The organism is uncultured Plantibacter sp. (assembly GCF_963518075.1).
GTDB classification, from domain to species: Bacteria; Actinomycetota; Actinomycetes; order Actinomycetales; family Microbacteriaceae; genus Plantibacter; species Plantibacter flavus_A.
This window is the reverse complement of sequence record NZ_CAUQHZ010000001.1, coordinates 657886-683116: the sequence shown is the minus strand read 5'-3', so window position 1 is coordinate 683116 and position 25231 is coordinate 657886. Positions and strand designations below refer to the sequence as shown.

23 protein-coding genes are annotated in these 25231 nt (G+C 69.1%); 9 read left to right on the top strand and 14 right to left on the bottom strand.

Translation table 11 applies throughout. The features are described 5' to 3' along the window. Nucleotides 1–26 precede the first annotated feature (26 nt). Nucleotides 27–1652, bottom strand: coding sequence for an ABC transporter substrate-binding protein (locus tag RWN05_RS03255; protein ID WP_079003715.1), 1626 nt, complete (start codon nt 1650–1652; stop codon nt 27–29). A gap of 143 nt (nt 1653–1795) precedes the next feature. On the opposite strand from RWN05_RS03255, the gene RWN05_RS03250 reads away from it, so the two are divergent. Next, nucleotides 1796–2494: a GntR family transcriptional regulator gene (locus tag RWN05_RS03250; RefSeq protein ID WP_064294092.1), complete on the top strand. Its 699-nt coding sequence runs from the start codon at nt 1796–1798 to the stop codon at nt 2492–2494. Between the two features lie 65 nt (nt 2495–2559). Here RWN05_RS03250 and RWN05_RS03245 read toward each other — a convergent pair whose 3' ends face one another. Together RWN05_RS03245 and RWN05_RS03240 are read right to left on the bottom strand one after the other, a co-directional pair. Continuing rightward, nucleotides 2560–3876 carry a sugar ABC transporter substrate-binding protein gene (locus RWN05_RS03245; RefSeq protein WP_064294091.1) on the bottom strand — a complete coding sequence of 439 codons (1317 nt, stop codon included), beginning with the start codon at nt 3874–3876 and terminating at the stop codon, nt 2560–2562. Between the two features lie 129 nt (nt 3877–4005). Next, nucleotides 4006–5457 (bottom strand): CCA tRNA nucleotidyltransferase, encoded by a 1452-nt coding sequence (locus RWN05_RS03240; protein WP_079003716.1) that lies wholly within the window; start codon nt 5455–5457, stop codon nt 4006–4008. Nucleotides 5458–5645: 188 nt separating this feature from the next. On the opposite strand from RWN05_RS03240, the gene RWN05_RS03235 reads away from it, so the two are divergent. After that, on the top strand, nt 5646–7286 hold the full coding sequence (locus RWN05_RS03235; RefSeq protein WP_399542858.1) for a stealth family protein: 1641 nt from the start codon (nt 5646–5648) through the stop codon (nt 7284–7286). A 45-nt stretch (nt 7287–7331) separates the two neighbouring features. On the opposite strand, the gene RWN05_RS03230 is transcribed toward RWN05_RS03235, so the two are convergent. Together RWN05_RS03230 and RWN05_RS03225 are read right to left on the bottom strand one after the other, a co-directional pair. Then, a complete protein-coding gene (locus RWN05_RS03230) occupies nt 7332–8411 on the bottom strand; it encodes an SDR family oxidoreductase (RefSeq protein ID WP_079003717.1) in 1080 nt (359 codons plus the stop codon). A gap of 130 nt (nt 8412–8541) precedes the next feature. Further along, entirely contained in the window at nt 8542–9480 is a 939-nt protein-coding gene (locus tag RWN05_RS03225) for a phosphodiesterase (RefSeq protein WP_240555602.1), read from the bottom strand. A gap of 179 nt (nt 9481–9659) precedes the next feature. On the opposite strand from RWN05_RS03225, the gene RWN05_RS03220 reads away from it, so the two are divergent. After that, nucleotides 9660–10427: a DUF1353 domain-containing protein gene (locus RWN05_RS03220; RefSeq protein ID WP_079003720.1), complete on the top strand. Its 768-nt coding sequence runs from the start codon at nt 9660–9662 to the stop codon at nt 10425–10427. 94 nt (nt 10428–10521) lie between these two features. Here the strand turns inward: RWN05_RS03220 and RWN05_RS03215 are convergent, their stop codons facing one another. From RWN05_RS03215 to RWN05_RS03195, 5 genes are read right to left on the bottom strand one after another with little or no spacing between them, the layout of a single operon-like run. Continuing rightward, nucleotides 10522–11301, bottom strand: a complete 780-nt coding sequence (locus tag RWN05_RS03215) for an ABC transporter ATP-binding protein (RefSeq protein WP_079003721.1) — start codon at nt 11299–11301, stop codon at nt 10522–10524. Further along, on the bottom strand, nt 11298–12113 hold the full coding sequence (locus RWN05_RS03210) for an ABC transporter ATP-binding protein (protein ID WP_121293230.1): 816 nt from the start codon (nt 12111–12113) through the stop codon (nt 11298–11300). Before RWN05_RS03210 ends, RWN05_RS03215 begins: the two co-directional genes overlap by 4 nt. Before the next feature lie 38 nt (nt 12114–12151). After that, the gene (locus RWN05_RS03205; RefSeq protein ID WP_314138483.1) at nt 12152–13033 is read right to left on the bottom strand and encodes an ABC transporter permease; all 882 of its coding nucleotides are present in this window, start codon (nt 13031–13033) and stop codon (nt 12152–12154) included. Beyond that, the gene (locus RWN05_RS03200; RefSeq protein ID WP_071262045.1) at nt 13030–14103 is read right to left on the bottom strand and encodes an ABC transporter permease; all 1074 of its coding nucleotides are present in this window, start codon (nt 14101–14103) and stop codon (nt 13030–13032) included. Before RWN05_RS03200 ends, RWN05_RS03205 begins: the two co-directional genes overlap by 4 nt. Then, entirely contained in the window at nt 14087–15670 is a 1584-nt protein-coding gene (locus tag RWN05_RS03195; protein ID WP_217635013.1) for an ABC transporter substrate-binding protein, read from the bottom strand. Before RWN05_RS03195 ends, RWN05_RS03200 begins: the two co-directional genes overlap by 17 nt. Nucleotides 15671–15844: 174 nt before the next feature. Between RWN05_RS03195 and RWN05_RS03190 the strand changes: the two genes are divergently transcribed. Further along, a complete protein-coding gene (locus RWN05_RS03190; RefSeq protein ID WP_079003723.1) occupies nt 15845–16405 on the top strand; it encodes an Lrp/AsnC family transcriptional regulator in 561 nt (186 codons plus the stop codon). Nucleotides 16406–16438: 33 nt separating this feature from the next. Here RWN05_RS03190 and RWN05_RS03185 read toward each other — a convergent pair whose 3' ends face one another. Further along, a complete protein-coding gene (locus tag RWN05_RS03185) occupies nt 16439–16822 on the bottom strand; it encodes a hypothetical protein (RefSeq protein ID WP_082915870.1) in 384 nt (127 codons plus the stop codon). Between the two features lie 175 nt (nt 16823–16997). On the opposite strand from RWN05_RS03185, the gene RWN05_RS03180 reads away from it, so the two are divergent. Beyond that, complete coding sequence (locus RWN05_RS03180; protein WP_314138475.1) at nt 16998–18416, top strand: Xaa-Pro aminopeptidase; 1419 nt, start codon at nt 16998–17000, stop codon at nt 18414–18416. Between the two features lie 131 nt (nt 18417–18547). Continuing rightward, complete coding sequence (locus tag RWN05_RS03175; protein ID WP_314138590.1) at nt 18548–20026, top strand: SulP family inorganic anion transporter; 1479 nt, start codon at nt 18548–18550, stop codon at nt 20024–20026. Nucleotides 20027–20047: 21 nt separating this feature from the next. On the opposite strand, the gene RWN05_RS03170 is transcribed toward RWN05_RS03175, so the two are convergent. Both RWN05_RS03170 and RWN05_RS03165 read right to left on the bottom strand, forming a co-directional pair. Further along, nucleotides 20048–20392: a type II toxin-antitoxin system PemK/MazF family toxin gene (locus tag RWN05_RS03170; RefSeq protein ID WP_274498837.1), complete on the bottom strand. Its 345-nt coding sequence runs from the start codon at nt 20390–20392 to the stop codon at nt 20048–20050. Continuing rightward, a complete protein-coding gene (locus RWN05_RS03165) occupies nt 20389–20646 on the bottom strand; it encodes a CopG family ribbon-helix-helix protein (protein ID WP_079003729.1) in 258 nt (85 codons plus the stop codon). The genes RWN05_RS03170 and RWN05_RS03165 overlap by 4 nt, the downstream gene beginning before the upstream one ends. A 201-nt stretch (nt 20647–20847) precedes the next feature. Here RWN05_RS03165 and RWN05_RS03160 point away from each other — a divergent pair, with 201 nt between their 5' ends. Next, entirely contained in the window at nt 20848–21930 is a 1083-nt protein-coding gene (locus RWN05_RS03160; RefSeq protein ID WP_314138471.1) for an NYN domain-containing protein, read from the top strand. A gap of 91 nt (nt 21931–22021) precedes the next feature. On the opposite strand, the gene RWN05_RS03155 is transcribed toward RWN05_RS03160, so the two are convergent. Further along, on the bottom strand, nt 22022–23305 hold the full coding sequence (locus RWN05_RS03155) for a M18 family aminopeptidase (protein ID WP_314138469.1): 1284 nt from the start codon (nt 23303–23305) through the stop codon (nt 22022–22024). Nucleotides 23306–23368: 63 nt separating this feature from the next. Here RWN05_RS03155 and RWN05_RS03150 point away from each other — a divergent pair, with 63 nt between their 5' ends. Further along, complete coding sequence (locus RWN05_RS03150) at nt 23369–24733, top strand: LssY C-terminal domain-containing protein (RefSeq protein WP_314138467.1); 1365 nt, start codon at nt 23369–23371, stop codon at nt 24731–24733. Next, nucleotides 24730–25227 (top strand): DUF2809 domain-containing protein, encoded by a 498-nt coding sequence (locus tag RWN05_RS03145; RefSeq protein WP_079003732.1) that lies wholly within the window; start codon nt 24730–24732, stop codon nt 25225–25227. The genes RWN05_RS03150 and RWN05_RS03145 overlap by 4 nt, the downstream gene beginning before the upstream one ends. Nucleotides 25228–25231: the final 4 nt, after the last annotated feature.

Below are 25231 nucleotides of genomic sequence, written 5' to 3'. Positions count from 1 at the left end.
TGCGCCGGGTGATGCGTATCCGGTGGCTACCGCTTGGCGGTGCCGTCGGACTTCCAGTACTCGGCCATGTCCCAGCCCCAGATCGGCTGCGGGAAGTACCCCTCGATGCCGGTGCTGTGGAGCTCGGTCTTGGTACCGAAGTACAGCGGCACGATCGGGTTGTCGGCGAGCATGAGCTTCGACGCCTCCTCGTACTTCGCGGTCGCCGCATCCGGGTCGGTCTCGGCGAGCGCCTGGGCGACGAGGTCGTCCATCTCCGGGTTGCAGTAGTACGCGTAGTTGTGGCCCTGCGGGACCGCCGAGGCGCACGACATGAGCGCCTGCAGGAAGTCCGAGCCCTCGGGGTAGTCGGCCACCCAGAAGGTGAGGGCGAGCGGCGCCTTGCCGGCTCCCGCCAACTCGCTGAAGGTGTTCGGGGCCAGCGTCTGGAGGTTGACGTCGATGCCGATGGCCTTGAGGTCCTGCTGCATCTGCGGCGCCAGGGCCGAGAAGGGCGGGACGTTCCAGGCGTACATGTCGGTCGTGATGCCGTCCGCGAACCCGGCCTCCGCCAGCAGCTGCTTGGCCTTCTCGACGTCCTGTTCGTGGGTCATCTCGTCGCCCGTGTAGCCGAGGACCTTCGGTGGGATGAACTCGGTCGCCGCAGAGCCCTGGCCGTTGACGAGCTTGAGCAGCGCCTTCCGGTCGAAGGCGAGGGAGACGGCCTCACGCACCTTCGGGTTGTCGAAGGGGGCGGTGTTGACGTTCATCGTGAGGTAGTAGGTGCTCGGCTTCTCGATCTCGACGAGCTGATCCTTGAGCTTCGGATCCGAGGTCACCTGGATGAACTTTGCGGGCGGGATCGGGCTGCCCATCAGGTCGATGTCGCCCTTCTGCAGCATGAGCACCTGGTTGTCGGGGTCGACACCGAGGATCATGCGGATGTGGTCGACGTACGGACGCGGGGAGTCCCAGTAGTCGGCGTTGCGGTCGAGCGTGATCTCCTTGCCGGCGCTGAAGGTGTTCAGCGTGAACGGCCCGGAGCCGACGGGCTCGGTCGCGACGGTGCCGCCGCTGCCCTCGGGGATGATCGAGCCCGCGGGCATGGCGAGGATGTACTTGAACGAGGAGTTGGGCGTCGTCAGCGTGATCTTGAGGGTCTGATCGTCGACGACCTCGATGCCGCTCGGGAGTCCGGTCGGGTTCGCGGCGTATTCCTCGGCGCCGGCGATACCGCGCCAGAACTCGGCGAGACCCGCCTTCGTCGCGGGGTCGAGGACCCGGGCGTAGGAGTAGGCGACGTCCTTGGCCGTGAGCGGGTCGCCGTTGCTGAAGGTGAGCCCCTCCTTGAGCTTCATCGTGTAGGTGAGCCCGTCGTCGCTGACCTCCGGGAACGACTCGGCCGCCTGGAGCTTCAGCTCGCTGGTGTCGCGGTCGTAGTCGTACATGCGGTCGAACATCATCCGCATCATGTTCCAACACGTCGCTCCCGTGCAGACGGCCGGGTCGAAGGTCTCGGGGTCGGACGCCGCGGCGGTGGTGATCGTGCCGCCGTACTTGGGGTCGCCACCAGTGGCGGAGGTGCTGCCGCCGCCGGCACCGCCAGCGCTGCACGCCGTCAGAGCGACCGCGAGCGCTGCTCCGAGCAGCGCGCCTCGCAGTGATTTCTTCACTGAGTTCTCCTGTCAGGGTTGTGCCGGACCTCCTGAGGAAGCGAGCCGCCGACGGAACGTTCGTGTGCTGTTGGTGGACAATATCACAGACTGCACACTGTCGACAATCGACAACACCGATTCGTTTGGGCTAGGATTCGGGCATGGAAACTCTCGAACGAACCGGGTTGACAGGAGCCGCGGTCAACGAGCTGCGGGAGGCGATTCTCGAGGGTCGCCTCGTCCAAGGTGAACGCCTCAGCGAGGTCAATCTGTCGACCACCCTCGGCGTCAGCCGCGCCCCGGTGCGAGAAGCCCTCCTCCACCTCGAGCAGGAGGGGCTCGTCGTGTCTCTCCCGTACAAGGGAGCGTCGGTCGTCACGCTGTCACCACAGGACTTCCTCGAGCTGTCCACGCTCCGCACCGCCCTCGAACGGCTCGCCTGGTCGCGTGCGATCGAACGCACCGGCGACGACGAGGTCGCGGCCATGCGCGCGATCATCGAGGAGATGCGTGTCGCCGTGGAGACGGACCAGAAGGCGAAGCTCGTCCGACTCGACATCGACTTCCACGACCAGGTGTTCCTCCTGGCCGACCACTCACGGCTCTACACCGCCTGGCAGGCCATCAAGTGGCAGGTCGCGCTCTTCCTGCTCACCCGGCGTGTGAAGGTGGACGACTACCACAGCATCATCGTGCAGGAGCACACCGAACTCCTCGACCTGCTCGTCGAACGGCGTTCGGGTGCGATCGACGAGACCATCGAGCGGCACATCGGTTCCGGGTACGGGCGGGTCAGCGAACGACTGGCCGGAGACGCCCGCGCTGCTGCAAGCGACGGAGCGGTCGTCGAACCGGTGTGAGCCCTCGGGCGCGGTGACCCGTCAGGACTCGGAAGCGCTCGACGTGCGCCCGGCCCGGTGCCGACTCAGTCGTTGATGGCGGCGTTGGCCGCCTCCTGCGCCTTCTTGAGGCCGTCGGCGACGGGCGTCGTGCCGGCGAAGATCTCCTTGAAGATCGGGTCGTAGGCGGCGAGTCCCTTCGCATACCCGGCACCCGTCGGCGGTGCGATGGTCTTCGCGTCGTCGGCGATCACGTCGAAGAAGGGCTGAACGTCGACGTCCTGGCCCTTCCAGTAGTCGAAGTACTGCTTCTGAGCGGCGGTGACGGCCGGGACCGCCGAGCCGGATGCACCGACGGGCGCGTTGCCCTCGGAACTGCCCAGCCAGGCGAGCACCTTCTTCACCTGGTCGGGGTGCTTGGTGGCCGCGTTGCCCGCTGCGGCGATCCCGTTCGTGACGCTGACCTTGCCCGCGGGGCCGGCCGGGAGCTCGGCGACACCCCAGCGGAAGTCGGCGCCGTCGTGCACGGCCTTCAGGCTGTAGAGCCCCGACTGGAACATCGCGACCTTGCCCTGGATGAAGGCGTCGCGGGCGAAGTCACCGTCGGCGTTCGTGGAGGCGGCCGGCGGGGCGACCTTGGCGCCGTTGATCGCGTTCACGAGGTAGCTCACGGACTCGCTCGTCTTCGGGTCGTTGAACGCGAAGTCGTCGCCGTCCTGGTACTTCCCGCCGTTCGAGCCGATGAACGGCAGGAGCACGGCCTGCAGGTCGTACCCGAGGCCGGTGCCGTAGGTCGCGGGCGCCGCGGGGTTGAAGCCGGGCTGGTCGGCCGAGACCCCGGCCGCGTCCTTCGTCAGCTTCTTCGCCAAGGGCAGGAACGTGTCCTTCGTCGCATCGGGCGACCAGGTCGCCTCCCCGAGTTCGGCGGGCTTCACGCCAGCCGCGTCGAGGAGGTCGGCGTTGTAGTAGACCGCGATACCGGCGTCGGACAGCTGCGGAACGGCCCAGAGCTTGTCGTTCCGGGTGAACTGGCTGACCACGCTCGGTGCCCAGTCCTTCGAGGCGTCCTTGCCGAGCGTCTGCCCGACGTCGAGCACGCTCCCGCTGTCCGCGTACCCGGCGAGATAGGAGTTGTTCAACCAGAAGACGTCTGGAGCGCTGTCCGCCGCGACGTCGGTGCGGAGCTTCGTCCAGTAGTCGGCCCATTCGACGACGTCGACGCGGACGCGGATGTCGGGGTTCTCGCGCTCGAAGGCGGCGAACGAGGTCTCATAGGCGTCGGCGACGGCGGAATCCCAGACGCGCACGGTGACCGTCGTGCGCTCCGTGGATCCGGCTGCGCAACCGCTCAGCATCAGGGCGGAGGCGGCCGCGATCGCGAGGGCGGCGTGTCTCTTGAGCATGAGGATCCTTCGTTCCGTGAACCTCAGGGAGGCTAGCAGTTCAGTCTGAACGCCCGCGAGCTGTCAGAAACGGTCAGTGTGACGCCGTCGGACTGTGCGTTCGTGACAGTTCGCGGGCAGGTGGGGGCGTCACCGGGAGGACCACCAGTCGAGGAGGCGACGGGTCGCCTCCTCCTCGCCGAGCGGGCCCTCGTCGAGACGCAGTTCCAGCAGCCAGCGGTACGCCTCGCCGACCTCGCGACCGGGTGCGATGCCCAGCACCTCCTGGATGCGGTTGCCGTCGAGGTCGGGCCGGACGGACTCGAGCTCCTCCTGCTCCTGGAGCTCGACGATGCGCTGCTCGAGGTCGTCGTAGGCGAAGCCGAGGCGGTCGGCCTTGCGCCGGTTGCGGGTCGTGACATCGGCACGGACGAGCATGTGCAGTCGCTCGAGCAGCGGACCGGCGTCGCGGACGTAGCGCCGCACCGCGGAGTCGGCCCAGACGCCCTCCGAGTAGCCGAAGAACCGCATGTGCAGTTCGACGAGCCGCGCGACGCTCTTGATCGTGTCGCCGTCGTACCGGAGCGCGGTGAGGCGCTTCTTGGCCAGCTTCGCCCCCACGAGGTCGTGGTGGTAGAAGGTGACGGCTGCGCCTGGTCCGGTCTTCTTCGTCGCCGGCTTGCCGATGTCGTGGAGCAACGCGGCCCAACGCAGGACGAGGTCGGGCGCCTCACCGGGGTGTCGCGAGTGCTCGTAGCCGATCGCCTGCTCCAGCACCGTGAGCGAGTGCTGGTAGACGTCCTTGTGGTGATGGTGCTCGTCGGGCTCCAGCCGGAGTGCCGGCAGCTCGGGCAGCACGAGGTCGGCGATGCCGGTGTCGACGAGCAGCTCGAGGCCCGCGCGCGGGTGGTCGGTCGCGAGCAGTTTGCCGAGCTCGGCCTGGACGCGCTCGGGGCTCACGATCGAGATGGTCTCGCGACGCTCCTCCATCGCCTCGATCACGTCGTCGGTCGGCCGGAAGCCGAGTTGCGAAGTGAACCGCGCGGCCCGGAGCATGCGCAACGGGTCGTCGCCGAAGGACACCTCGGGCGAGCTCGGCGTCCGCAGCAGGTGGGCGACGAGGTCCTCGACGCCGCCGGACGGGTCGACGAGGGTGATCTCGGGGATGCGGAGCGCCATCGAGTTGACGGTGAAGTCGCGCCGACGCAGGTCGTCTTCGAGGGTGTCGCCGAACGCGACGACCGGCTTGCGGGTCACGCCGTCGTAGGCATCGGCCCGATAGGTGGTGATCTCGACCGTGTCGGCGTGCTCGACGCCGTCGTCGTCGATGACGGTGACCTTCGCGCCGATCGTGCCGAAGTCGCGGCCGACGTCCCACCAGACGCTCGCCATCGGCTTGAGGACCGCGAGGATCTGGTCGGGCGAGGCGTTCGACGTGAAGTCGAGGTCGCTCACCGTGCGACCGAGCATCGCATCGCGGACCGGTCCGCCGACGAGGGCCAGTTCGTACCCGGCTTCGGCGAACGCCGACGCCACCCGAGCGACCACGGGCGACGAGGCCAGGTCCTGCAGGCGCACCAAGGATTCCGCCACGCTCACCATGGGGTCAATCGTACCCGGACGCCGCCCGCGACCCCGTCGCCGTCAAGCCGCGAGCGCTCCTGGGCGACGGCCGTACAATAACGAGGAACCCACTCCCCAGCAGACCAGAGGCGGACACGATCACGAACGAACTCGACGACCAGCGGCCAACCGTCGGCACTCAGGCACCGACGGCCTTCACCAGTACCGTGAAGGACCCGATTCCGCCGGAACTCCCGTTCACCACCGCCCCTGAACTCGTCCTCGTGACCGGAAGTTCACGGTCCCAGCGCTTCGACCGACCGGACGTCGTGCAGCGCAAGGGCGTCTACACCCTCATCAACGGTCACCTGACCCCACAGCAGTCGATGGTGGAGGACCTGCTCGCCGTCGCCGACGTGCTCGATGCGGCCGAGATCGAGTACCTCCTCATCCGGGGCGAGCACGACCGCCCGGTCATCGTCGTCGACCGCTCCCTGCGCAAGCGCCTGCAGACCGCACTCGCGGAGGCGTTCGCCGACGAGCCCTTCTACAGCGTGCCGCTCAAAGCACGCATGTCGACGATGAAGCCGGCCGGCGATCCGCACCTCCTCTCCGACGGCCTGCTCACCGGTGCCCGCAAGGCCGAGGTGTTCCGGCTGTACCGGCCGCGCATCGAACCGCTCGGTCGCCTCCGCTACGGCATGGAGACCGCCCTGCAGCTCGAACTCTGGCGCTTCGGCGACGAGGAGATCACCGCGCCCGTGGAGAACGTCCTCATGCGGACGTACATGCCGCGGACGGAGGCCGTCGAGACGACCGTCGAACGCTACGGCCGCAGCTGGCGGACGCTCGAGCACATGTTCGGCGCGCTCGCGAGCGACGTCACCTTCGACATCGACCTCGTCTTCTCGTGGGTGGACGGCTCCTCCGAGGAGTTCCAGCGCGCCCGCGCCAAGCGGATGCAGAGCTACGTCGTCGGCGACGGCGACGACTCCGACGCCCGTTTCCGCCAGATCAACGAGCTCAAGTACGCCCTCCGCAGCGTGCACACCTTCGCCCCGTGGATCCGACGCATCTTCATCGCGACCGACTCCCCCGCGCCCGAATGGCTGGCGGAGCACCCGAAGGTCACCATCGTGCGCAGCGAGGAGTTCTTCCGCGACCTCGACGCCCTGCCGACGCACAACTCCATGGCCGTCGAGAGCCAGCTCCACCGCATCGAGGGGCTGTCGGAGCACTTCCTCTACTCCAACGACGACATGTTCCTCGGGCGACCGATCAGTCCCGAACTGTTCTTCTCACCGGGCGGCATCAGCAAGTTCGTGGAGGCGACCACCCGTATCGGCCTCGGGGCGAACGACCCCTCGCGCAGCGGCTTCGAGAACGCGGCCCGCGTGAACCGTCGGCTCCTGCACGAGCGCTTCGGACGCGTCACCACCCGCCACCTCGAGCACTGCGCCGCCCCCCTCCGCCGGAGCATCATGGCGGAGATGGAGCGGGAGTTCGCCGAGGAGTTCCGCGCGACCGCCCACAGCGCCTTCCGCGCTGCGGACAACATCTCGGTGACCAACTCGTTCTACCACTACTACGGCCTCATGACGGGTCGCGCGGTCCAGCAGACCCAGGCGAAGGTCCGCTACATCGAGACGACGCTCAAACAGTCGCTCGGGCAGATGGAGCGACTCCTCAAGCGACGCGACCAGGACATGTTCTGCCTCAACGACGGTAGCCGGCCGGAGATCTCGGTGGAGCAGCGCACCACCGCCGTGATCGACTTCCTCGAGCGGTACTTCCCGTTCCCGGCGCCATGGGAGCGCGAGGCGGCCGTGCCGAACGCGCTCGAGATCGAGCCCGCCAAGCTCAGCTGACCGCCCTTCGACAGGCTCAGGGACCGGAGTGGAGCTCCGAGACCGCTACGGGACGATGCGCTCTGCGCGGAGTCGGTCGAAGATCGCGGAGAAGGCGTCCAGCGTCCGCCGGTAGCCGGTGAAGCCAGCGAGTCGACTCTTGCTCATGTCGGTGACGACCTCGATGTCCCGGCCGAGGTCGCCGTCGGTGTGCCACCACGACGCCACGCGGGAGAGGTCGGCCTCGACGAGACCGTGTTCGGCCACCACCTCGGCCCAGGTGCCCTCGACGCCCGCCATCTGCTGCTCGAGCGGACGCGGCGCGGTGTCGAAACCCTCCGGCTCGACGCCGAGGTGCGCCGCCAGGCGCGGCCACATCCAGCGCCAGCGGAAGACGTCGCCGTTGACGATGTTGAACGCCTCGTCCGCACCGGCCGGTGAAGTCGCCGCCCACAGCATCTGCTCGGCGAGGAGTCCGGCGTCGGTCATGTCGGTGAGGCCGTTCCACTGGGTCTCGGAACCGGGGAACACGAACGGTCGGTCGAGTCGCTTGCAGAGCGCCGCCTGCACCGCGAGCGTGGACGCCATGTTCATCGCGTTGCCCACCGCATGTCCGATCACGGTGTGGGAACGGTGCACCGACCAGGTGAAGCCCGCTCGCGCAGCCGCGGCGAAGAGCTCGTCCTCCTGCTCGTAGTAGAAGTTGGGCGTGTCGAGTCGCTCCTCGTCCTCGTGGAACGGGGTGTCGGGCATCTCTCCCGCCGCGTAGGCCTCGAACGGGCCGAGGTAGTGCTTGAGGCCGGTGACCAGGGCGACGTGCTGAACGGGCTCGGCGGCGAGGGCGGCGAGCAGGTCGCGGACCATGCCGCCGTTGACCCGGATGTTCTCGGCCTCGGTGTCCTGACGCGACCAGGCGGTGAAGAAGACGTGGGTGACACCGGTGCCGCCGAGGGCGTGCGCGAGGTCGTCCGCGTCCCGGAGGTCGGCCGCGACGTGTTCGACCTGCGGGTGGGCCGCGGGCGCGCGGCGAGAGAGGGCGAGGATCCGCCAGCCGCCGTCCTCGAGGAGCTGCGACACGATCGCGGAACCGGTGATGCCGCTGGCGCCGACGACGAGTGCGGTGCGGGGTGCTTCTGGGGAGGTCATCCGTCCACGATAGGCGCGTCCGACCGGGGAGGCTCCCGGAACGGCGGACCCGCCGGGTTGCGGTACCCTGCCGCGGTGCGGCCCTTCGACAGGCTCAGGGACCCGAAGCAAGCTCAGGGATCGGTCGTCGTCAGACGAGGACGCCGATCGGCATCGTCAGCGGCGGCTCCGGCTGCACCGGCACCGTGTCCGACACGGGCAGCTCGATGCCGTCGCGAGCGAGCAGGCGCGCACTCTCCTCGGCGTCGATGTAGTGCAGCGGCGGGGTCTCCCCCAGCGGCACCACCGAGTGCAGGACCGTCTTGCCGTAGACGTGGACGAGGTTGAACGCCCGCGCGCCGTCGCGACCACGCGTCCCGCCGACGGGCACGTTGAGGTCCTGCGTGTAGCACGTGGCCGACGCGACCGACACCGGGATGCCCGCGAAGGTCGCGGTCGACGAGTAGTGCAGGTGCCCGGCGATGATGCTCCGGACGTCGGACCCCTCGAGCACTTCGGCGAGCTTCGCCTGGTCGCGCAGCTCGACGCTCACGGCGAGGTCGAGCACGCTCGGGACGGGCGGGTGGTGCATCGCGAGGATCGTGCCGTGAGGCGCCTTCGTCGAAAGCTCCTCGGCGAGCCAGTCGAGCTGCTCGTCCGACACCTCACCGTGGTGGCGCCCGGGGACGCTCGAGTCGAGGGTGATGACGCGGAGGCCGTTGACGTCGTAGACGCGGTCGACCGGTCGGGTGGTCGGCACCTCACCGAACAGCCCGGCCCGGAACGCCTGGCGGTCGTCGTGGTTGCCCATCACCCAGATGATCTGCGATCCGAGGCGCTCGGCGACCGGCTCGACGATCGAGCGGATGCGGTCGTACGCGTCGGGTTCGCCCTTGTCGGCGAGGTCACCCGTGAAGACGATCGCTTCGGGCCGACCGCCGGACGCCTCGAACTCGGCGAACAGGTGACGCAGGTGCGTCTCGCTGTCGACACTGTCGTAGAGGCTCCCCCCGCCGGCGAGGAGGTGCGTGTCGCTCACATGGAGCAGGAAGTGATCGGGCCTCGGGTACTCGGCCGTGCGAAGACTCACGTGACAACTCTCGTTCGAGCGATGCTCTCCGAACCGCATCGCAGCTGTTTGACCATCTGACCAGACTCGGTTGAACGGCGACGGAACGCCACGCTACGACGCGGGAAACTCGTGAGCAAGGTCAGGAGCCGACATCCAGGGGACTCACACCTGACGGTGGGCTGCGGGAGGATGTCCGCATGCCCTACCTCGACGACGATGAGCAGCCGCTGCAGCGGATCGATCTGGCGCAGATCCCCCCGACCGGACGCCGGTTCCGACTCGAGCGGCGGATCGGGTTCCAGGAGCACGCCCCTGACGGTCCCGTCGTGTGGGCACCGGCGTCCGACGACGGGCACGACGGCGACCGCGCGGAGGGATGGACCGACCTCGCGTCCGTCCCGGGCGTCCTGTGGAGCTTCATCGGCAGCTACGGCCGACAGTCCGCGCCGGCCGTCGTGCACGACCACCGCGCGCTCCTCGCACTCGGGCTCCCGGCGGACCAGGCACTCGAGCAGCGGTTCGAGGACGATCGACAGTTCCGCGTCGGACTCCGCCAGCAGCGGGTGCCGCTCCTCCGGGCCTGGCTCATGTGGGCCGTCGTGTCGGTCGAGCGGTACGTCAGGCACGCTCCAGGCGTCGCCGCCGTGCTGATCGGGCAGTCGGTCCTCGGGGTCCTGGCCGTCTGGGTCGCGACGATCGGACTCGTCACGCCCGTGCTCGGCGCTCCGACGCCCGGGTGGCTCGGCCTCGCGATGGCACCCGCGGTCCTCGCCGTGTGCTGGCGGGAGGAACGGAGACTCCTCGTCTGGCTGCCGTACGCCGGTGCGCTCCTCGGTCCCCTGCTCCTCGTCCAACTCGCAGCGGTCGGGGCGTTCCGCCTCATCGAACTCCTCGTGCGGGAGACCATCGACCGCCCGTTCATCGACGACTCCCCCGGCCCCGTCGGCCCGCCGACCCTCCGCTGACCGGTTCCCTGTCTCAGGAACGCCTCGGCGTGTCGAGCGCGGGGGACCCGACACGCCGAGACGCTCCTGAGACAGGGACGGAGCAGGGGTCCGGTCAGGCGCCGGGGAGGGTGCCGAGTCCGTCGACGACCGGGATCGCCGCGAGCAGCCGCTGCGTGTAGGCGTCCTGCGGGTCGGACCAGACGCGGTCGACCGGACCGTGCTCGACGATGCGACCGGCGCTCATGACCGCCACGTCGTCCGCGATGACCCGGACGACGGACAGGTCGTGGCTGATGAAGAGGAGCGCCGCACCCGTCTCGACCGCGAGCTTCCGCATGAGCTTCGCCACCCGTGCCTGCAGGGAGGCGTCGAGCGACGCGATCGGCTCGTCACCGATGAGCAGCTCGGGACCCGCCGCGATCGCCCGGGCGATCGCGATGCGCTGCCGCTGGCCGCCCGAGAACTGGTGCGGATAGCGGGTGCGGCTGGCTGCGTCGAGCTCGACGTGCTCGAGCAGCTGACCGACATCCCACGCGTCGCGCACCGGGTTGACCCGGAGGCCGTCCTCGATCTGACTCCCGACCGTGCGGCGCGGGTTCAGCGAGGCGTACGGGTTCTGGAAGACCATCTGGATCCGCAGCAGCTCGGGTGCGCGCTTCCGGAGACCCAGCTTGCCGATGGGTGTCCCGTTGAACGTGATCGCGCCACCCGAGGTCGGTTCCAGCCCACAGACCGCTCGTGCGAGGGTCGACTTGCCGCAGCCCGACTCCCCCACCAGGCCGAGCACCTGTCGCGGCTCGAGGTCGAAGCTCACGCCGTCGACCGCGTTCAGCGTGCCGCGACCGGGCAGCTTGTACGTCACATGGACGTCGTCGAGGTGCAGCAGCGTCATGACGCCGCCTCCGTTCCCGTGTCGGGCAGCGCGTCGATGAGCGCCTTGGTGTACTCGTGCTGCGGAGCGGTGATGACCTGGTACCGGCTGCCGTGCTCGACGATCTCGCCGAGCCGCATGACCGCGATCGTGTCGGCGAGCGCCGACATCACCCCGAGGTCGTGGGTGACGAGGATGATCGCGATCCCGAGCTCGTCGCACAGCTTCCGCAGCAGGCGGAGGATGCCGGCCTGGACCGTGACGTCGAGGGCCGTGGTCGGTTCGTCGGCGATGAGCACGGACGGCTCGCACATGAGCGCCGAGGCGATCGCGATGCGCTGCAGCTGTCCGCCCGAGAACTGGTGCGGGTACTTGCGCAACGCCGCCTCCGGGTTCGGGACGGCGACGAGACCGAGCATCTCGAGCGCCCGCGCGTGGGCGGCGGCCTTCGAGGCTCCCGTGTGGTGCCGGTAGTGGTCGACGAGTTGGGCCTCGACCGTGAGCATGGGATGCAGGCTCGCGGTCGGGTCCTGGAAGATCATCGCGATCTCCGTGCCGCGGTACCGGTTCATGGTGCGCTGCTTGAGCCCCACGAGTTCGGTACCGTCGAAGCGGATGCTGCCGCCGAGGTCCGCTCCGGCCGGCAGGAGCCCGCAGATCGCGAGCCCGGTCATGGTCTTGCCTGACCCCGACTCACCGGCCAGCCCGGTGATGCGACCGGCGGGGACCTCAAGGTCGATGCCGCGGAGGATCTGTTTGGTGGCGGCGCCGCGACCGAAGCCGAGCGTGAGCCCCTCGATGACGATCCCGCCACCGCCTGCTGCCTGCGTCATGTCGCGTCCTTTCGGGTCGCTCGCACCGCGTGCGCCGCTCACAGCGCGCGCCCCTGTACGGCTTCCTGCGACCGGGGGTCGAGGGCGTCGCGAAGGGCGTCGCCGAGGAAGTTGAAGGCGAGCACCACCGTGAGGATGGCGAGTCCCGGGAAGACCGCGATCCACCAGGACGAGAAGTTCTGCACCCCGTCGGACACCATCGCGCCCCAGTCCGGCGTCGGCGGGACGGCACCGAGACCGAGGAACGAGAGACCCGACAGCAGCAGGATGGCCGTGCCGACGTCGAGCGTGGCGAGCACGACGACCGGCGACACGACGTTCGGCAGGATGTCCTTGCCGAGTGAGGTGAACGGCCCGTTGCCGAGCAGACGACCGGCGATGACGTACTCGGCTCCCCTGGCTCCGATGACGAATGAACGCGTCACGCGGGCGTACGCCGGCCACGACACGATGAGCATCGCGATGACGGCGTTCGTGAGGCTCGGGCCGAGCGCAGCGGCGATGACCATCGCGAGGATGATCGTCGGGAACGCGAAGACGAGATCGGCGATCCGCATGATGGTCTCGTCGAGGGCCTTGCCGAAGTAGCCGGCGATCGCCCCGAGGAGCGAACCGATGAGCATCGCGAAGATCACGAGCATGAGGGCGAGCGGGATCGAGACCTGCGCGCCGCTGACGACCCGGGACAGGACGTCGCGGCCCACCTGGTCGGTGCCGAACCAGTGCGCGGCACTCGGGGCCTGCAGCCGGTCGAAGTCCTGGGCGAGCGGGTCGAACGGCCGGATCCACGGCGCGAGCACCGCGACGAGCAGCCAGAAGAGCACGATGACGCCACCCGCGACGGCGAGCGGAGTGCGCAGCTGCTTCGAGATGCGGAGGCGGCCCCTGCGCTTGGTCTGGACGGCGAGGACGTCGGTCATGCCACCCTCACTCTCGGGTCGATGAAGCCGTACAGCACGTCGACCAGGAAGTTCAGGCCGATGTACACGAAGCCGACGATGAGCCCGACGCCCATGATCGCGGGCAGGTCGAGTTTGGTCGCCGCGGAGTACGCGTACTCGCCGAGGCCGTGCCACGAGTACACCTTCTCGACGAGGACCGTCCCGGACAGCAGCGACCCGAAGGCGACGCCGAGCACGGTGATGATGGGGACGAGCGCACCGCGGAGCACGTACCGGGTCACGACGACGTGGCCGGGAAGGCCTTTCGCCCGCGCTGCCCGGACGTAGTCGAGGTCGAGCACCTCCAGGATCGCCGACCGCGCGAACCGGGTGAGCAGGCCGATCGTGTAGAGCGCCAGGACGGAGGCGGGCAGGATCAGGTGGGCGATGGCGTCGCCGAAGGTCGACCACTGGCCGGCGAGCAACGCGTCGATCGTGTACATCCCGGTGACCTTCGGCGGCGGGATCGCCGCGGGCGAGAGTCGCCCGGAGCCCGGGAACCAGTGCAGCTGGGAGAAGAACACGAAGTAGACGACGAGTGCGAGCCAGAACGACGGCACCGAGATGCCGATGAGACTCACGACCCGGATGACCTGGTCGGTGATCGTCTTCCGGCGCAGCGCGGCCCACATGCCGAGGCCGACGCCGATGACGATCGAGATGACGATGGCGGTGAGCGCCAGTTCGGCCGTGGCCGGGAAGGCGCGACCGAGTTCGTCCGCGACGGCGCCGCGGGTCTGTTGCGAGGTCCCGAGGTCACCCTGGAACAGGTTCGCGACGTAGGTGACGTACTGGACGGGCAATGGCTTGTCGAGGCCGGCGTTCTCGCGGAACTGCGCGACGATCGTCGGGTCCGCTGCGGCCTGCTCACCGAGCGCCGCCTGCACGGGGTCCGCGGGCACGAGGTTGGTCAGCGTGAAGGTGACGAGCGTCACCCCGAACATCAGGAGGACCGTGAGTCCGAGCCGGATGCCGAGGTAGCGCGCGAGCGGGTGGAGACCCGCTCGCGCGCTGGACGTCGTCGGTGCGACGCTACTTGATTCCGGCAAGGTCGACGGTCCACGTCGGGTTCAGCGGAACCTCGGTGATCGTGGTCGCGGTGACCACGTTCTGCGCCGGCTGCAGGAGCGGGATGAACGGTCCGCTCGCGTTCTGCGCCTTCTGGAGGTCCTGGTACGCGGCGGCACGGGCGTCCGTGTCGGTCGCGGCGAGCGCCGCGTTCGCGAGGTCGGTCACGGTCGGGTCGGCGCCTGCCGGCCAGCCAGCGCGGAGGCCGACGAGCTCACCCGGCGTGAACGCGAGGTAGTTCGACGGGTCCGGGAAGTCCGGGCCCCAGTACCAGAGACCCACGGTCTCCTTGCCGTCGCGGTAGGCGTCCAGCTCGGTGGCGACCGGAGCCGGGGCCAGCGTGATGGTGATGCCGACCGACTTCAGCTGCGCCTGGACCGACTCGGCGATGCTCTGGAGCGACAGCCCCTGCACCGTGATGTCGTTCGGGAAGTTCAGGGTGACGGCTTCGCCGGCGTACCCGGACTCCTTGAGCGCAGCCTTCGCCGCATCGGCGTCGAACTGATTGCCGTCGGCGGCGTCGAGCGCCCCGTTGAAGATCGAGGGGATGAAGCCACCGGGACGGACGGAACCGTCGCCCGCGAGGTCGACGATCTTGTCGTAGTCGATGCCGAGCTTGACGGCCTCGAGGAACTTCGGGTTGCTCGTGATGTCGCTGATCGCGGGGTCCTGGTTGAGCATGAGGAAGATCATGTAGCGCGAGGGGTTCGCGATGATCTTCACCTTCGAGTCGTCGAGCTCGGAGACCTGGTCGGGGTTCAGGTCGAGGGCGACCTGCGAGTCACCGGCCTCGACGTTGAGCTTCTGCGTCGGGCCCTGCACGTTGCGGAGGACGACGCGCTCGTACGCGGGCTTGGTCCCCGTGTACTCGGGGTTCGCCGTGAAGACGACCTGCGAGGCGGCGTCGAAGGACTCGAGCTTGTACGGGCCGGAGCCCGCGGACGTGGTGTTGAGGAACGACTCGGCCGCGTCGTCGGCGGTCGCGCTACCACCGTTCTCCTCGACGACCTTCTTGTTCACGACGCCGAGGGCCGGGTTCGGGAGGATGAACGGGAGGGCGGGGTTCGGCGTCGCCGAGGTGAGCGTGAGCGTCGTGTCCGAGGTCTTCTCGATCGTGACGCCGTCGAGCAGGAAGGACGGGTTGCCCTTCACACCCTGGACGCGCTGCAGCGAGAACACCGCGTCGTCGACGGTCACGTCGGAGCCGTCGGAGAACTTCTTGCCGTCCTTCATCGTGAGGGTCATCACCGTGTTGTCGGCGTTCATCTCGTAGCTCGCGAGGCCGTCGACGGGGGCGGTGACGTCGTCGTCCTTGAAGGTGAGGAGGGTCTCGTAGAGCGCCTTCGCGACGATCGAGCCGGTGGTCTCGTACTCGCGGTTCGGGTCGGCGGTCTTGAGGTCGAAGGACGCGTCGACGACGAGCGACTTGCCCGCGCTGTCATCGGAGCCGCCTGAGGAGGAGCAGGCGCTGAGCGCGAGGCCGGCGGCGAGGGCGAGGCCGAGGGCCGCCATGCCGCGCCGGCTGGTGCGGCTGAAGGATCGTGACAAGGTGGAGCTCCTTATCTGGTTGGAGGGATGAGCTGAAAGTAGTGCGATACGCGATCATTCGTCAATCCACAAGCCGTTACCAAAGAAGAATTGTCTCGATTTCGCGGCGAATCTGCCATATCCTCTCAATCGACCGCCAGGACCACCGCCGAATCTGGACGTTTGGAGCAATCGATGCAACTCGACGACACCCACATCCGCATGTTGGAGCTGCTCCGGGAGGACGGGCGGGCTTCGGTCGCCGCACTCGCCGAAGAGCTCGGGATCTCCCGTTCGAACGCCTACTCGCGGTATGAGGCCATGCTCCGCGCCGGCGTCCTGAAGGGGGTCCACGCGGAGATCGAGCCGGCGACGGTCGGGCTCGGCGTCGCGGCGATGGTCTTCATCACGCTGCGCCAGAGCCAGTGGGCCGACTTCCGCGCGCGGCTGTCCTCGGTCCCCGAGCTGGAGTACTTCGCCGTCACGACCGGCGAGCACGACGCGATGATGCTGATCCGGGCCCCCGACGTGGCGGCGATCCACGAACTGGTCGCCACCCGGCTCGCACAGTGGCCGTCCATCAAGGCGACGACGACCGTCTTCCTCATGGACGAGGAGCGGTCGAACGTGTCGCTCCGCATGACGAGGTCCGAGCGCACGAGCGTCGAGGACTCCGGCGAGCGCTTCGGCATGACCCGGTTCGTCCGGACGAGCGACGAGCGCGCCCAGCGGGTGCCGGAGCGACGCGGACGCTGACCCGTCGGCGGTGGCGTGCCGACCCCGACCGGTTCAGGCGGCGACGATCTCCCGACAGATGCTGACATGAGCCTGTCCGTCCGGACCGATGAAGTCCTCGGTGAGGATGAACGAGCCGTCCTCGGCGCGGGAGATGATCGAGCTCGCTTCGCCGCGCGTCGTCAGGTCGCCGGCACGGTTGCGGTGAACGAACGAGATGTCGATGCGTTCGCCGGTGCGCACCCCGCAGAACCGTCCGACGGAGACGGTGTCACCGACGTATTCGCCCCACAGCACGCCGTGCGTCTCGTGGTAGACGAATCGCGTGGGCGCGTCGGCGTCGACGACGCTCGCGGACGACGAAACCATGTCGAACACCTTCGCGTCGAGGTTGAAGTCGAGCGTGGCGCTGGTGCCGGTGTCGGCGGTTCCTGTCATGCCGTCATTCTGCGGAGGCGTCCGAACAGGTGTCAACCTGCCGACGATCCGTCCATCCCGTCCATCACCTGAGCCGGTCGGACAGGACGAAACGACGGATCAGACGGTACGGACGAGATGTTCCGCTGGCTCCGGAGGTCGCAGCTTGACGGCGTCCACCGCGGGTGGCTTACTGATGTCCATGTGTCCAGACAGCCTGCAGTTCCGCGACCCCCGCACCCAGCCGCTCCCCCGGGACGACGCGTTCCGCGAGTACCTCGCGACGGGCTGGGGTGCGGTGGACCGCTCCGTGGACCTCGCCGAGGGTGCCGGCGCAGCCGCCGGACGTCACCGCGACGCCATCAGCGCGCAGTTCCCCGGCCACTGGCTCGTGGTCACCGCGGGACGCGCCGTGACGCGCGCGAACGACACCGAGTTCCTGTTCCGTCCGGACAGCGACTTCGTGTGGCTCACCTCTTGTCAGGCGGAGGGCGCGGTCCTGGTGATGCGGCCGACTGCCGGTGGGCACGACGCGACGCTGTACCTCGCCGAGCCCGTCGGTCCCGGTGAGGAGGCGTTCTACGCCGACGCCATGCGCGGCGAGCTCTGGATCGGCCCGTCCGCCGGACTCCCCCAGTGGGCGGAGGCACTCGGCATCGAGGTCCGCTCCCTCGAGGTGCTGGACGAGTCCCTCGCGCTCCTGCCCGCCGACGCGCTCCGCGCAGGCGCCCCGGAGCCCCGGGTCGACGGTCGATTCGCGGCGTCGCGAGCGCTCCTCATCGCCCTGTCCGCCGCGAAGCTCGTCAAGGACGACTGGGAGATCGCGCAGCTCCGCGCCGCCGTGGACGCGACGGTCGGCGGGTTCCGCTCGGTCGTGCGCGAACTGCCCGCCGCCATCGAGTTCGGCGGAGAGCGCTGGTTGCAGTCGACCTTCGAGCGCCACGCCCGCACGTTCGGCAACGGTGTCGGGTACTCGACCATCATCGGCAGCGGGCCACACGCTCCCACGCTGCACTGGACGCGCTGCGACGGTCCGGTCCTCCCCGAGCACCTCATCCTCATGGACGCCGGCGTCGAAGCCCGCTCGCTGTACACCGCCGACGTCACGAGGACCTTCCCGGCGAGCGGGTCGTATTCCGCGGCCCAGCGCGAGGTCCACGACCACGTCGAGCGGGCCCACCGTGCCGCGATGTCGCAGGTCGGCCCCGGCCGCTCGTTCATCGACATGCGGAACACGGCGTACGAGCAGATCGCCACGAGCCTTCGCGACCTCGGCATCCTGCAAGTGTCGGTCGACGAGGCGATGTCGCCGAACGGCCAGCAGCACCGCCGCTACCTGCCGAGCGGCACCGGCCACCACCTCGGACTCGACGTGCACGACTGCGCCCGCATCGGCGACGAGCGGTACCTCGACGAGCCGCTGCAGCCGGGCGCCGTCCTGACGGTCGAACCAGGTCTCTACTTCCACGCGAACGACCTCACCGTGCCGCCGGAGCTGCGCGGCATCGGCGTCCGCATCGAGGACGACCTGCTCGTGACCGCCACCGGACACGAGGTCCTCTCCGCGGCACTCCCGATCAGCGCGGACGGTCTCGAGGCCTGGTTGCGGAGCTGACCGACGGTTCGCGACTCAGGACGGTCGCCGCGTGTCGCGGCCCTTCCGTTCGGTGCTACCAGCGACTCGCCCGGTGCGTCCTGCGTTGCGAACGAGCCTAGGCTTGCACGGTGAGTCAGCCCGACGCCCCCATGCGCACCGCCGTCCGCCCGAGCCCCGGCGTCCTCGCGACCCTGCGGAACCCCACGGCCTTCAGCGTCGAGATCCTCGCCGGGATCGTCACGACGCTGGCGCTCATCCCCGAGGTCATCTCCTTCTCGATCATCGCCGGCGTCGACCCGAAGGTCAGCCTGATCGCCTCCGTGGTCCTCGCGATCTCGATGTCGATCCTCGGCGGGCGTCCGGCGATGATCACGGCCGCCGCGGGCGCCGTCGCCCTGGTCGTCGCGCCGCTCGTCAAGGAACACGGCGTGGAGTACCTGCTCCCCGCGGTGATCCTCGCGGGCCTCATCCAGATCGTGTTCGGCGTCACCGGTCTCTCCCGACTCATGCGGTTCATCCCCCGCTCGGTGATGATCGGCTTCGTCAACGCGCTCGGCATCCTCATCTTCGTCGCCCAGGTCCCCCACCTGCTCGGTGTCCCGTGGCTCGTCTACCCGCTGTTCGTCATCACGGTCCTGATCGTCCTCCTGCTCCCCAAGCTCACCACCGCGGTGCCGGCGCCGCTCGTCGCCATCGTCGTCGTCACCGCGATCACGATGATCGCGCACGCCGCCGTGCCGACCGTCGGCGACCAGGGCGACGTCTCCGGCGGCCTCCCCGGGTTGACCGCGCTGCTCGTGCCGCTGAACCTCGAGACGCTCGGCATCATCTGGCCGACCGCGCTGAGCGTCGCGTTCGTCGGGCTCATGGAGACCCTCCTCACGGCGAAACTCGTCGACGACATCACCGACACGACGTCGTCGAAGGGGCGCGAGTCGTGGGCCCTCGGCGTCGCCAACATCCTGGCCGGGTGGTACGGCGGGATCGCCGGCTGCGCGATGATCGGTCAGACGGTCGTGAACGTCAAATTGGGGCGCGCTCGGACGAGGATCTCCACCTTCGTCGCCGGCGTCTTCCTCCTGCTGCTCGTGACCGCGCTCAGCCCGGTGATGGCGCAGATCCCGATGGTCGCGCTGGCCGCCGTGATGATGATTGTCGCCATCAAGACCGTCGACTGGCACAGCGTGCGCCCGGCGACCCTGCGACGGATGCCGGTCCCCGAGACCGTCGTGATGGTGTTGACCGTCGCGGTGGTCGTCATCACGCACAACCTCGCGATCGGCGTCGCTGCAGGAGCCGTCCTCGCGATGGTGCTCTTCGCGCGGCGCGTGGCCCACGTGATCCGCGTCCGTCGGGTCCTCGCGGAGGACGCCGCCTCCGTCCGCTACAGCGTCATCGGCCCCCTGTTCTTCGGCAGCAGCAACGACCTGGTCGAGCAGTTCGACTACGCGGCCGATCCTGCGGACGTCGTCGTCGACTTCACCGCCTCGCAGATCTGGGACGCCTCGAGCGTCGCCGTCCTCGACGCCGTGCAGGAGAAGTACGCCGCGCACGGCAAGCAGGTCGTCTTCACCGGACTCGACGAACGCAGCTCGGCCTTCCACGGAAAGCTCACCGGCCACCTCTGAGCCGATCGCTCCGGCACCACCTCAGAGGTGCAGCACTCGACGGAGCCCCGCGTCCAGATCCAGTGACAGGGTGACGGGCACCCTTCCGGCGGCCGGACCGAGGTCGTCCTCATCGAGGGTGAGCAGCTGTGTGGTGTTCACGACCGAGTCCTTCGGCAGGCCGGAAGCCGTCGCAGGGAGGAACACGTTGCCCGGGAGCTCGGCGAGCGCCGTGTTCGACGTGACGACCGCGACGATCACGGTCCGGAGTGCGCTCCGCGTGTAAGCATCATGTTGGACGACCACGACCGGCCGGCGGCCGGCGGGCGCACTCCCCCGCTCACGAGGACCGAGATCGACCCACCGGATGTCGCCGCGGCGGATCACCAATCGTCTCCCACGGTGACTGCGGCAAGGCGGTCGCGCCCGGCCGAGGCGACGACCCGTGCTTCCTCCGCCGAAGCGACTCCCGCATGCCGCAGCGCGGTGTCCACTGCGGCCGTGACGCCGGCGGCTCCGGTCTCGTCGAGATACCGACTCGCCGCCGCCGCGAAGAACTCGGACCGGTTGACACCGAGCTCGGCGGCGCGAGCTTCGACGCGGGTGAACAGTTCATCGGGCAATGAGATGGCGGTCTTCACAGGAGAAAGTATAACTGGGTATAACCCCGTGCGCGACCGTGAATCGCTGATGGTGTGTGCGTGGCTGAGCATGCGGCCACGGTACGCGGACCCCGTCGTCCCAGGCCGTGTCGCTGCAGAGGTGGGGGAAGGCGCCTCCGCAAGCCGGGCTGTGTAGGACTGAAGTCGCGGATTCGCAGGCCGCCAGAGGATGATGGAGCCATGGCAGAAACCGGAACGCCCAGAGTCGCGGTCTACATCGACTTCGACAACATCGTCATCTCGCGCTACAACCAGCTCTACGGGAAGGCGGCGTTCAGCCGGGATCGCGCCCGTTCACATGTGCCGTCCGCCGCTCCGGAGGGCGACGAGATCTCCGAGCGCCTGCAGGCCGCTCGGGTCGACGTGGGCGCCATCCTCGACTACACCTCGTCGTTCGGGAACATCGTCATCAGCCGTTCCTACGCCGACTGGTCCGAGCCGGTCAACTCCGCGTACCAGAAGGACCTCGTGGACCGCGCGGTCGACCTGACGCAGATGTTCCCCACGACGAAGGCGATGAAGAACGGTGCCGACATCCGCCTCGCCGTCGACGTCGTCGAGGACCTCTTCCGTCTCCCCGACCTCACGCACATCGTGATCGTCGCAGGCGATTCGGATTACATCTCACTCGCCCAGCGCTGCCGACGCCTCGGACGCCACGTCATCGGGATCGGTGTCGCAGGCGCGACGAGTCGTGCGCTCATGGCGGCGTGCGACGAGTTCTCCGACTACGACGACATCCCCGGGATCGTCCGCCCGGTCGTCACGCGCACGCCCCGCACCCCTGCCGCCGTCGAGAGCACGGCGGAGGTGTCCTCTGAGGCACCGAAGTCCGCACCCAAGTCCGGAGGGCGTCGTCGCGCCTCGTCCGGGTCTGCGCCGACGGCCGAAGCACCGGCCGCCCAGACACCTCCGCGGATCGGCGGCCTCTTCACCGAGCCGGTGTTCAGCCACCGCGACGCCGACGACCTGGACGACTCCGACGACGAGACCGCGGACCCCTCCGGTCCCGACGCACAGCGCGCGGCGACCGAGCTCCTGGTGCGCGCACTCCGCCTCGTGCACGCCAAGAACGACGACGAGGACTGGCTGCTGAACGCCGAGGTGAAGAACCAGATGATCCGCATGGATCCGGCGTTCAAGGAGAAGCCGCTCGGCTACCGCTCGTTCAGCGACTTCATCAACTCGCGCTCGGACCTCGTCGAGGTGAACCCGGACGCGAGTCCCGACGGACGACGTCTGCGGCTGCGCGAACTGGGTTGAGCCCGGGCCCGCCGCAGGAGATCAGCCTCGCAGCAGGACCGTCCGCCTTCGGGCGTCCTGCTCCCGCGAGGATCTCCTGCTGCGGCGGTGCTCAGGCGCCCCGGAAGAACGCCTGGACCGCCGCGCTCAGAGCGGTCGGATCGTCGATGTGGCACAGCTCGCGGGCGGAGTGCATCGACAGCAGCGGCGTCCCGACGTCGACCGTCCGGATGCCGAGTCGCGTCGCGGTGAGCGGGCCGATGGTCGAGCCGCACGGCACCGTGTTGTTCGACACGAAGTCCTGCGAGGGCACACCTGCGGCGGCGCAGCTCCGGGCCCACAGCGCGGCCCCGAGGGCGTCGGTCGCGTAGCGCTGATTTGCATTGATCTTGAGGAGCGGACCGCCACCGGCGATCGGCCGGTTGGCGGGGTCGTGGCGTTCCGGGTAGTTCGGGTGGATCGCGTGGCCGGCGTCCGCTGACAGGCACCAGGAGGCCGCATAGGCCTGGAGCCGTTCGGACACCGTCGCCCCCAGCGACGCACCGATGCGGGTGAGGACGTCGTCGAGGAACGGACCGCTGGCGCCGGAGGTCGAGGCCGAACCGAGCTCCTCGTGGTCGAAGGCGGCGAACACCGTGATGTGTGCGGCGTCGTCCGTCGCTCCCCCGTCACTCGCGGCCAGCAGCGCCGCGAGTCCCGCGTGGACCGAGGTCAGGTTGTCCATGCGTCCGGCGGCGAACAGCTGCCCGTCGAGACCGAATCGCCGGGGCTCCTGGGTGTCGGCCACGAGCACGTCGTACCCGGCGATCGCGGTGGGATCGATGCCTGCGATCGACGCCAGATGCGCGAGCACGTCGGCGTGGCCGAGGTCACCGACCCCGTACACCGGCTGCAGGTGGCGCTGGCGATCGAGGACGAGGCCGTCGTTGGCGCTTCGGTCGAGGTGCACGGCGAGCTGCGGGATGCGCAGGAACGGGCCGGTCCGGACGAGGTGCACGGTCCCGTCGAGCGTCACCAGGCGTCCGGCGAGTTCGAGTTCGCGGTCGAGCCAGGAGTTGAGGAGCGGTCCGCCGTAGACCTCCACCCCGGCCTGCAGCCACCCGTGGGCGCCGGTCGTCGGCTTCGGCTTGAGCTTGAAGCTCGGCGAGTCCGTGTGCGAGCCGAGGATGCGGAACGGCGTCGCGGCGTGCGCCTGCTCGGGCTGCACCCAGGCGATCACCGCACCCTCGCGTTCGACGAAGAACCGGCCGGCGCCACCGTCCCAGGACTCGGTCTCGAGCCGCCGGGTGAAGCCGGCCGCCGTGAGGCGCCGAGCGCTCTCCGCGACCGCGTGATACGAGGTGGGCGAGGCGACGATGAAGTCGGCGAGGTCGGTGATGTGGGCGACGGAGTCCATCCCACCATCCTCCCACCACCCACGCACCCGGCACGTGGATGCACCAGGCCCTACCCTGGACGGGTGACGAAGACCCGCAGCGACCTCATCGGGCCCGCAAGCGGCCTGTCCGAGGATCGTCGCGGACGGATCGCACGCATCGTCGACGGTTGGTTCTTCGCCTTCGGCACGGCTGCGGCGGTCTTCCTGGCGTACGTGCTGCTCACCGAGGCGTTCGCCCGCGGGTGGGCCCAAGCCTGGTTCATCCTCGTCATCTACCTCGTCATCGCCTACCTGATCCTCCCCCGCCTGCACACCGTGCTGTCGCGCGTCTACCTGCCCGACTACTTCATCGGACGCACTCGCACGCGCGAGGGCATCCTCGGTGATCCCGTGAACCTCGGCCTCCGGGGTCGGGAGGAGCAGATCCACATGGCGATGCTCTCGGCGGGCTGGACGCTCGCCGACGACCTCGGCCTGCGCGCGAACCTGCGGATCGTGACCTCGACGCTGACCAGGCGCAGCTACTCGGAGGCGCCCGTCTCGTCGCTCTACCTGTTCGGTCGCCGCCAGGCGTTCTGCTACCAGCAGGAGGTCGACGGCAGTCCGGGGAAGCGGCACCACGTCCGGTTCTGGCCGACACCAGCGGGCTGGCTGCTCCCGGGCGGGTACCAGGCGGATTGGTTGGCCGCCGGGACGTACGACCGATCGGTCGGGATCAGCATCTTCACGCTGCAGGTGACCCACCGGATCGCCGACGACGTCGACGACGAGCGCGATCACATCGTCGCGTCGATCGCGTCAGCGGAGGTCGGAGCGACGACGTCCGTGATCGAGAACTTCTCCACCGGCTACCACTCACGGAACGGCGGAGGCGACGCGATCGTCACCGACGGCGACCTGCCGATCATCGATCTCAGCGCGGTGGTCGTCCCGCCGGCGGCGACCCTGCCGGCCGCCGACGCTCCCCCGACGCGCTCCCTCATCCGGGCCGGCGACCCGCGGCCGCTGGACACCACCGTCGGCGTGGTCCTGATGGTCGTCGCGGCACTGTCCACCGTGCTCTCCGGTGTCCTCCTCGTCTCCGATTGGAAGCAGGTCATCTCGGAGGCCCGTGCGACGGCCGCGACGGCTGACGACGTCGTCCTCATCCCGTGGGTCGTCGGGGCCGTGCTGGCCCTGTCGGCCGTGGTGACGCTCTGCTACCTCGTCCTCGCCTGGCGGGTCCATCGGGGAGGCAACCTCGCGCGCCTGCTCGCCATGACCTTCAGCTCGACGTCCATCGCCACCCTCGCCGCGAGCTATGTCGCCGGCGCCGGCGGATTGACGCTGCAGACCAACCTGATCGGCTTCGCGGTCGACTGTTCCATCATCCTCGCCCTCTCCGGAACCGAGGCCCGTGACTGGGCCCGTGGGCGACAACGACGCACCCGGAGGACGAAAGCATGACCGACGCACCCGACCAGACGGACGAGGGGCCACGCCCCGCCACCTCGCTCAAGCGCGCGCTGCTCCTCGGCGCAGCGATCATCACGATCGTCGCCGGGCTGACGGTGCACTGGTCGGTGGCAGCGGCCTGGGCGAACCCCGTGACCAACGCGCTCTACACGGTCCTCGTCGCGCTCCTGCTGGCCTTCGCCGCCCCACGGCGTCCGCTGTGGCAGATCGCCCTCGGCGCGTTCGGCTTCTCGGCGGCGATCGAGTGCTTCCAGGCCACGGGCGTGCCGTCCGCACTCGCGGACCAGTGGCCGCCCTCGGCGCTCGTGCTCGGCACGACGTTCATCCCGACGGACTTCATCTCCTACGCCCTGGGCGCGGCGGCGTTCCTGTTCCTGTCGCTCGCCATGTCGCTGGTGATCCGCTGGGTTCGCAACGACATCCTCGAACGACGCGCACGCGCGGACCGGGAGACACGGCGCCGATCGGACTCAGGACCCGCCTGACCAG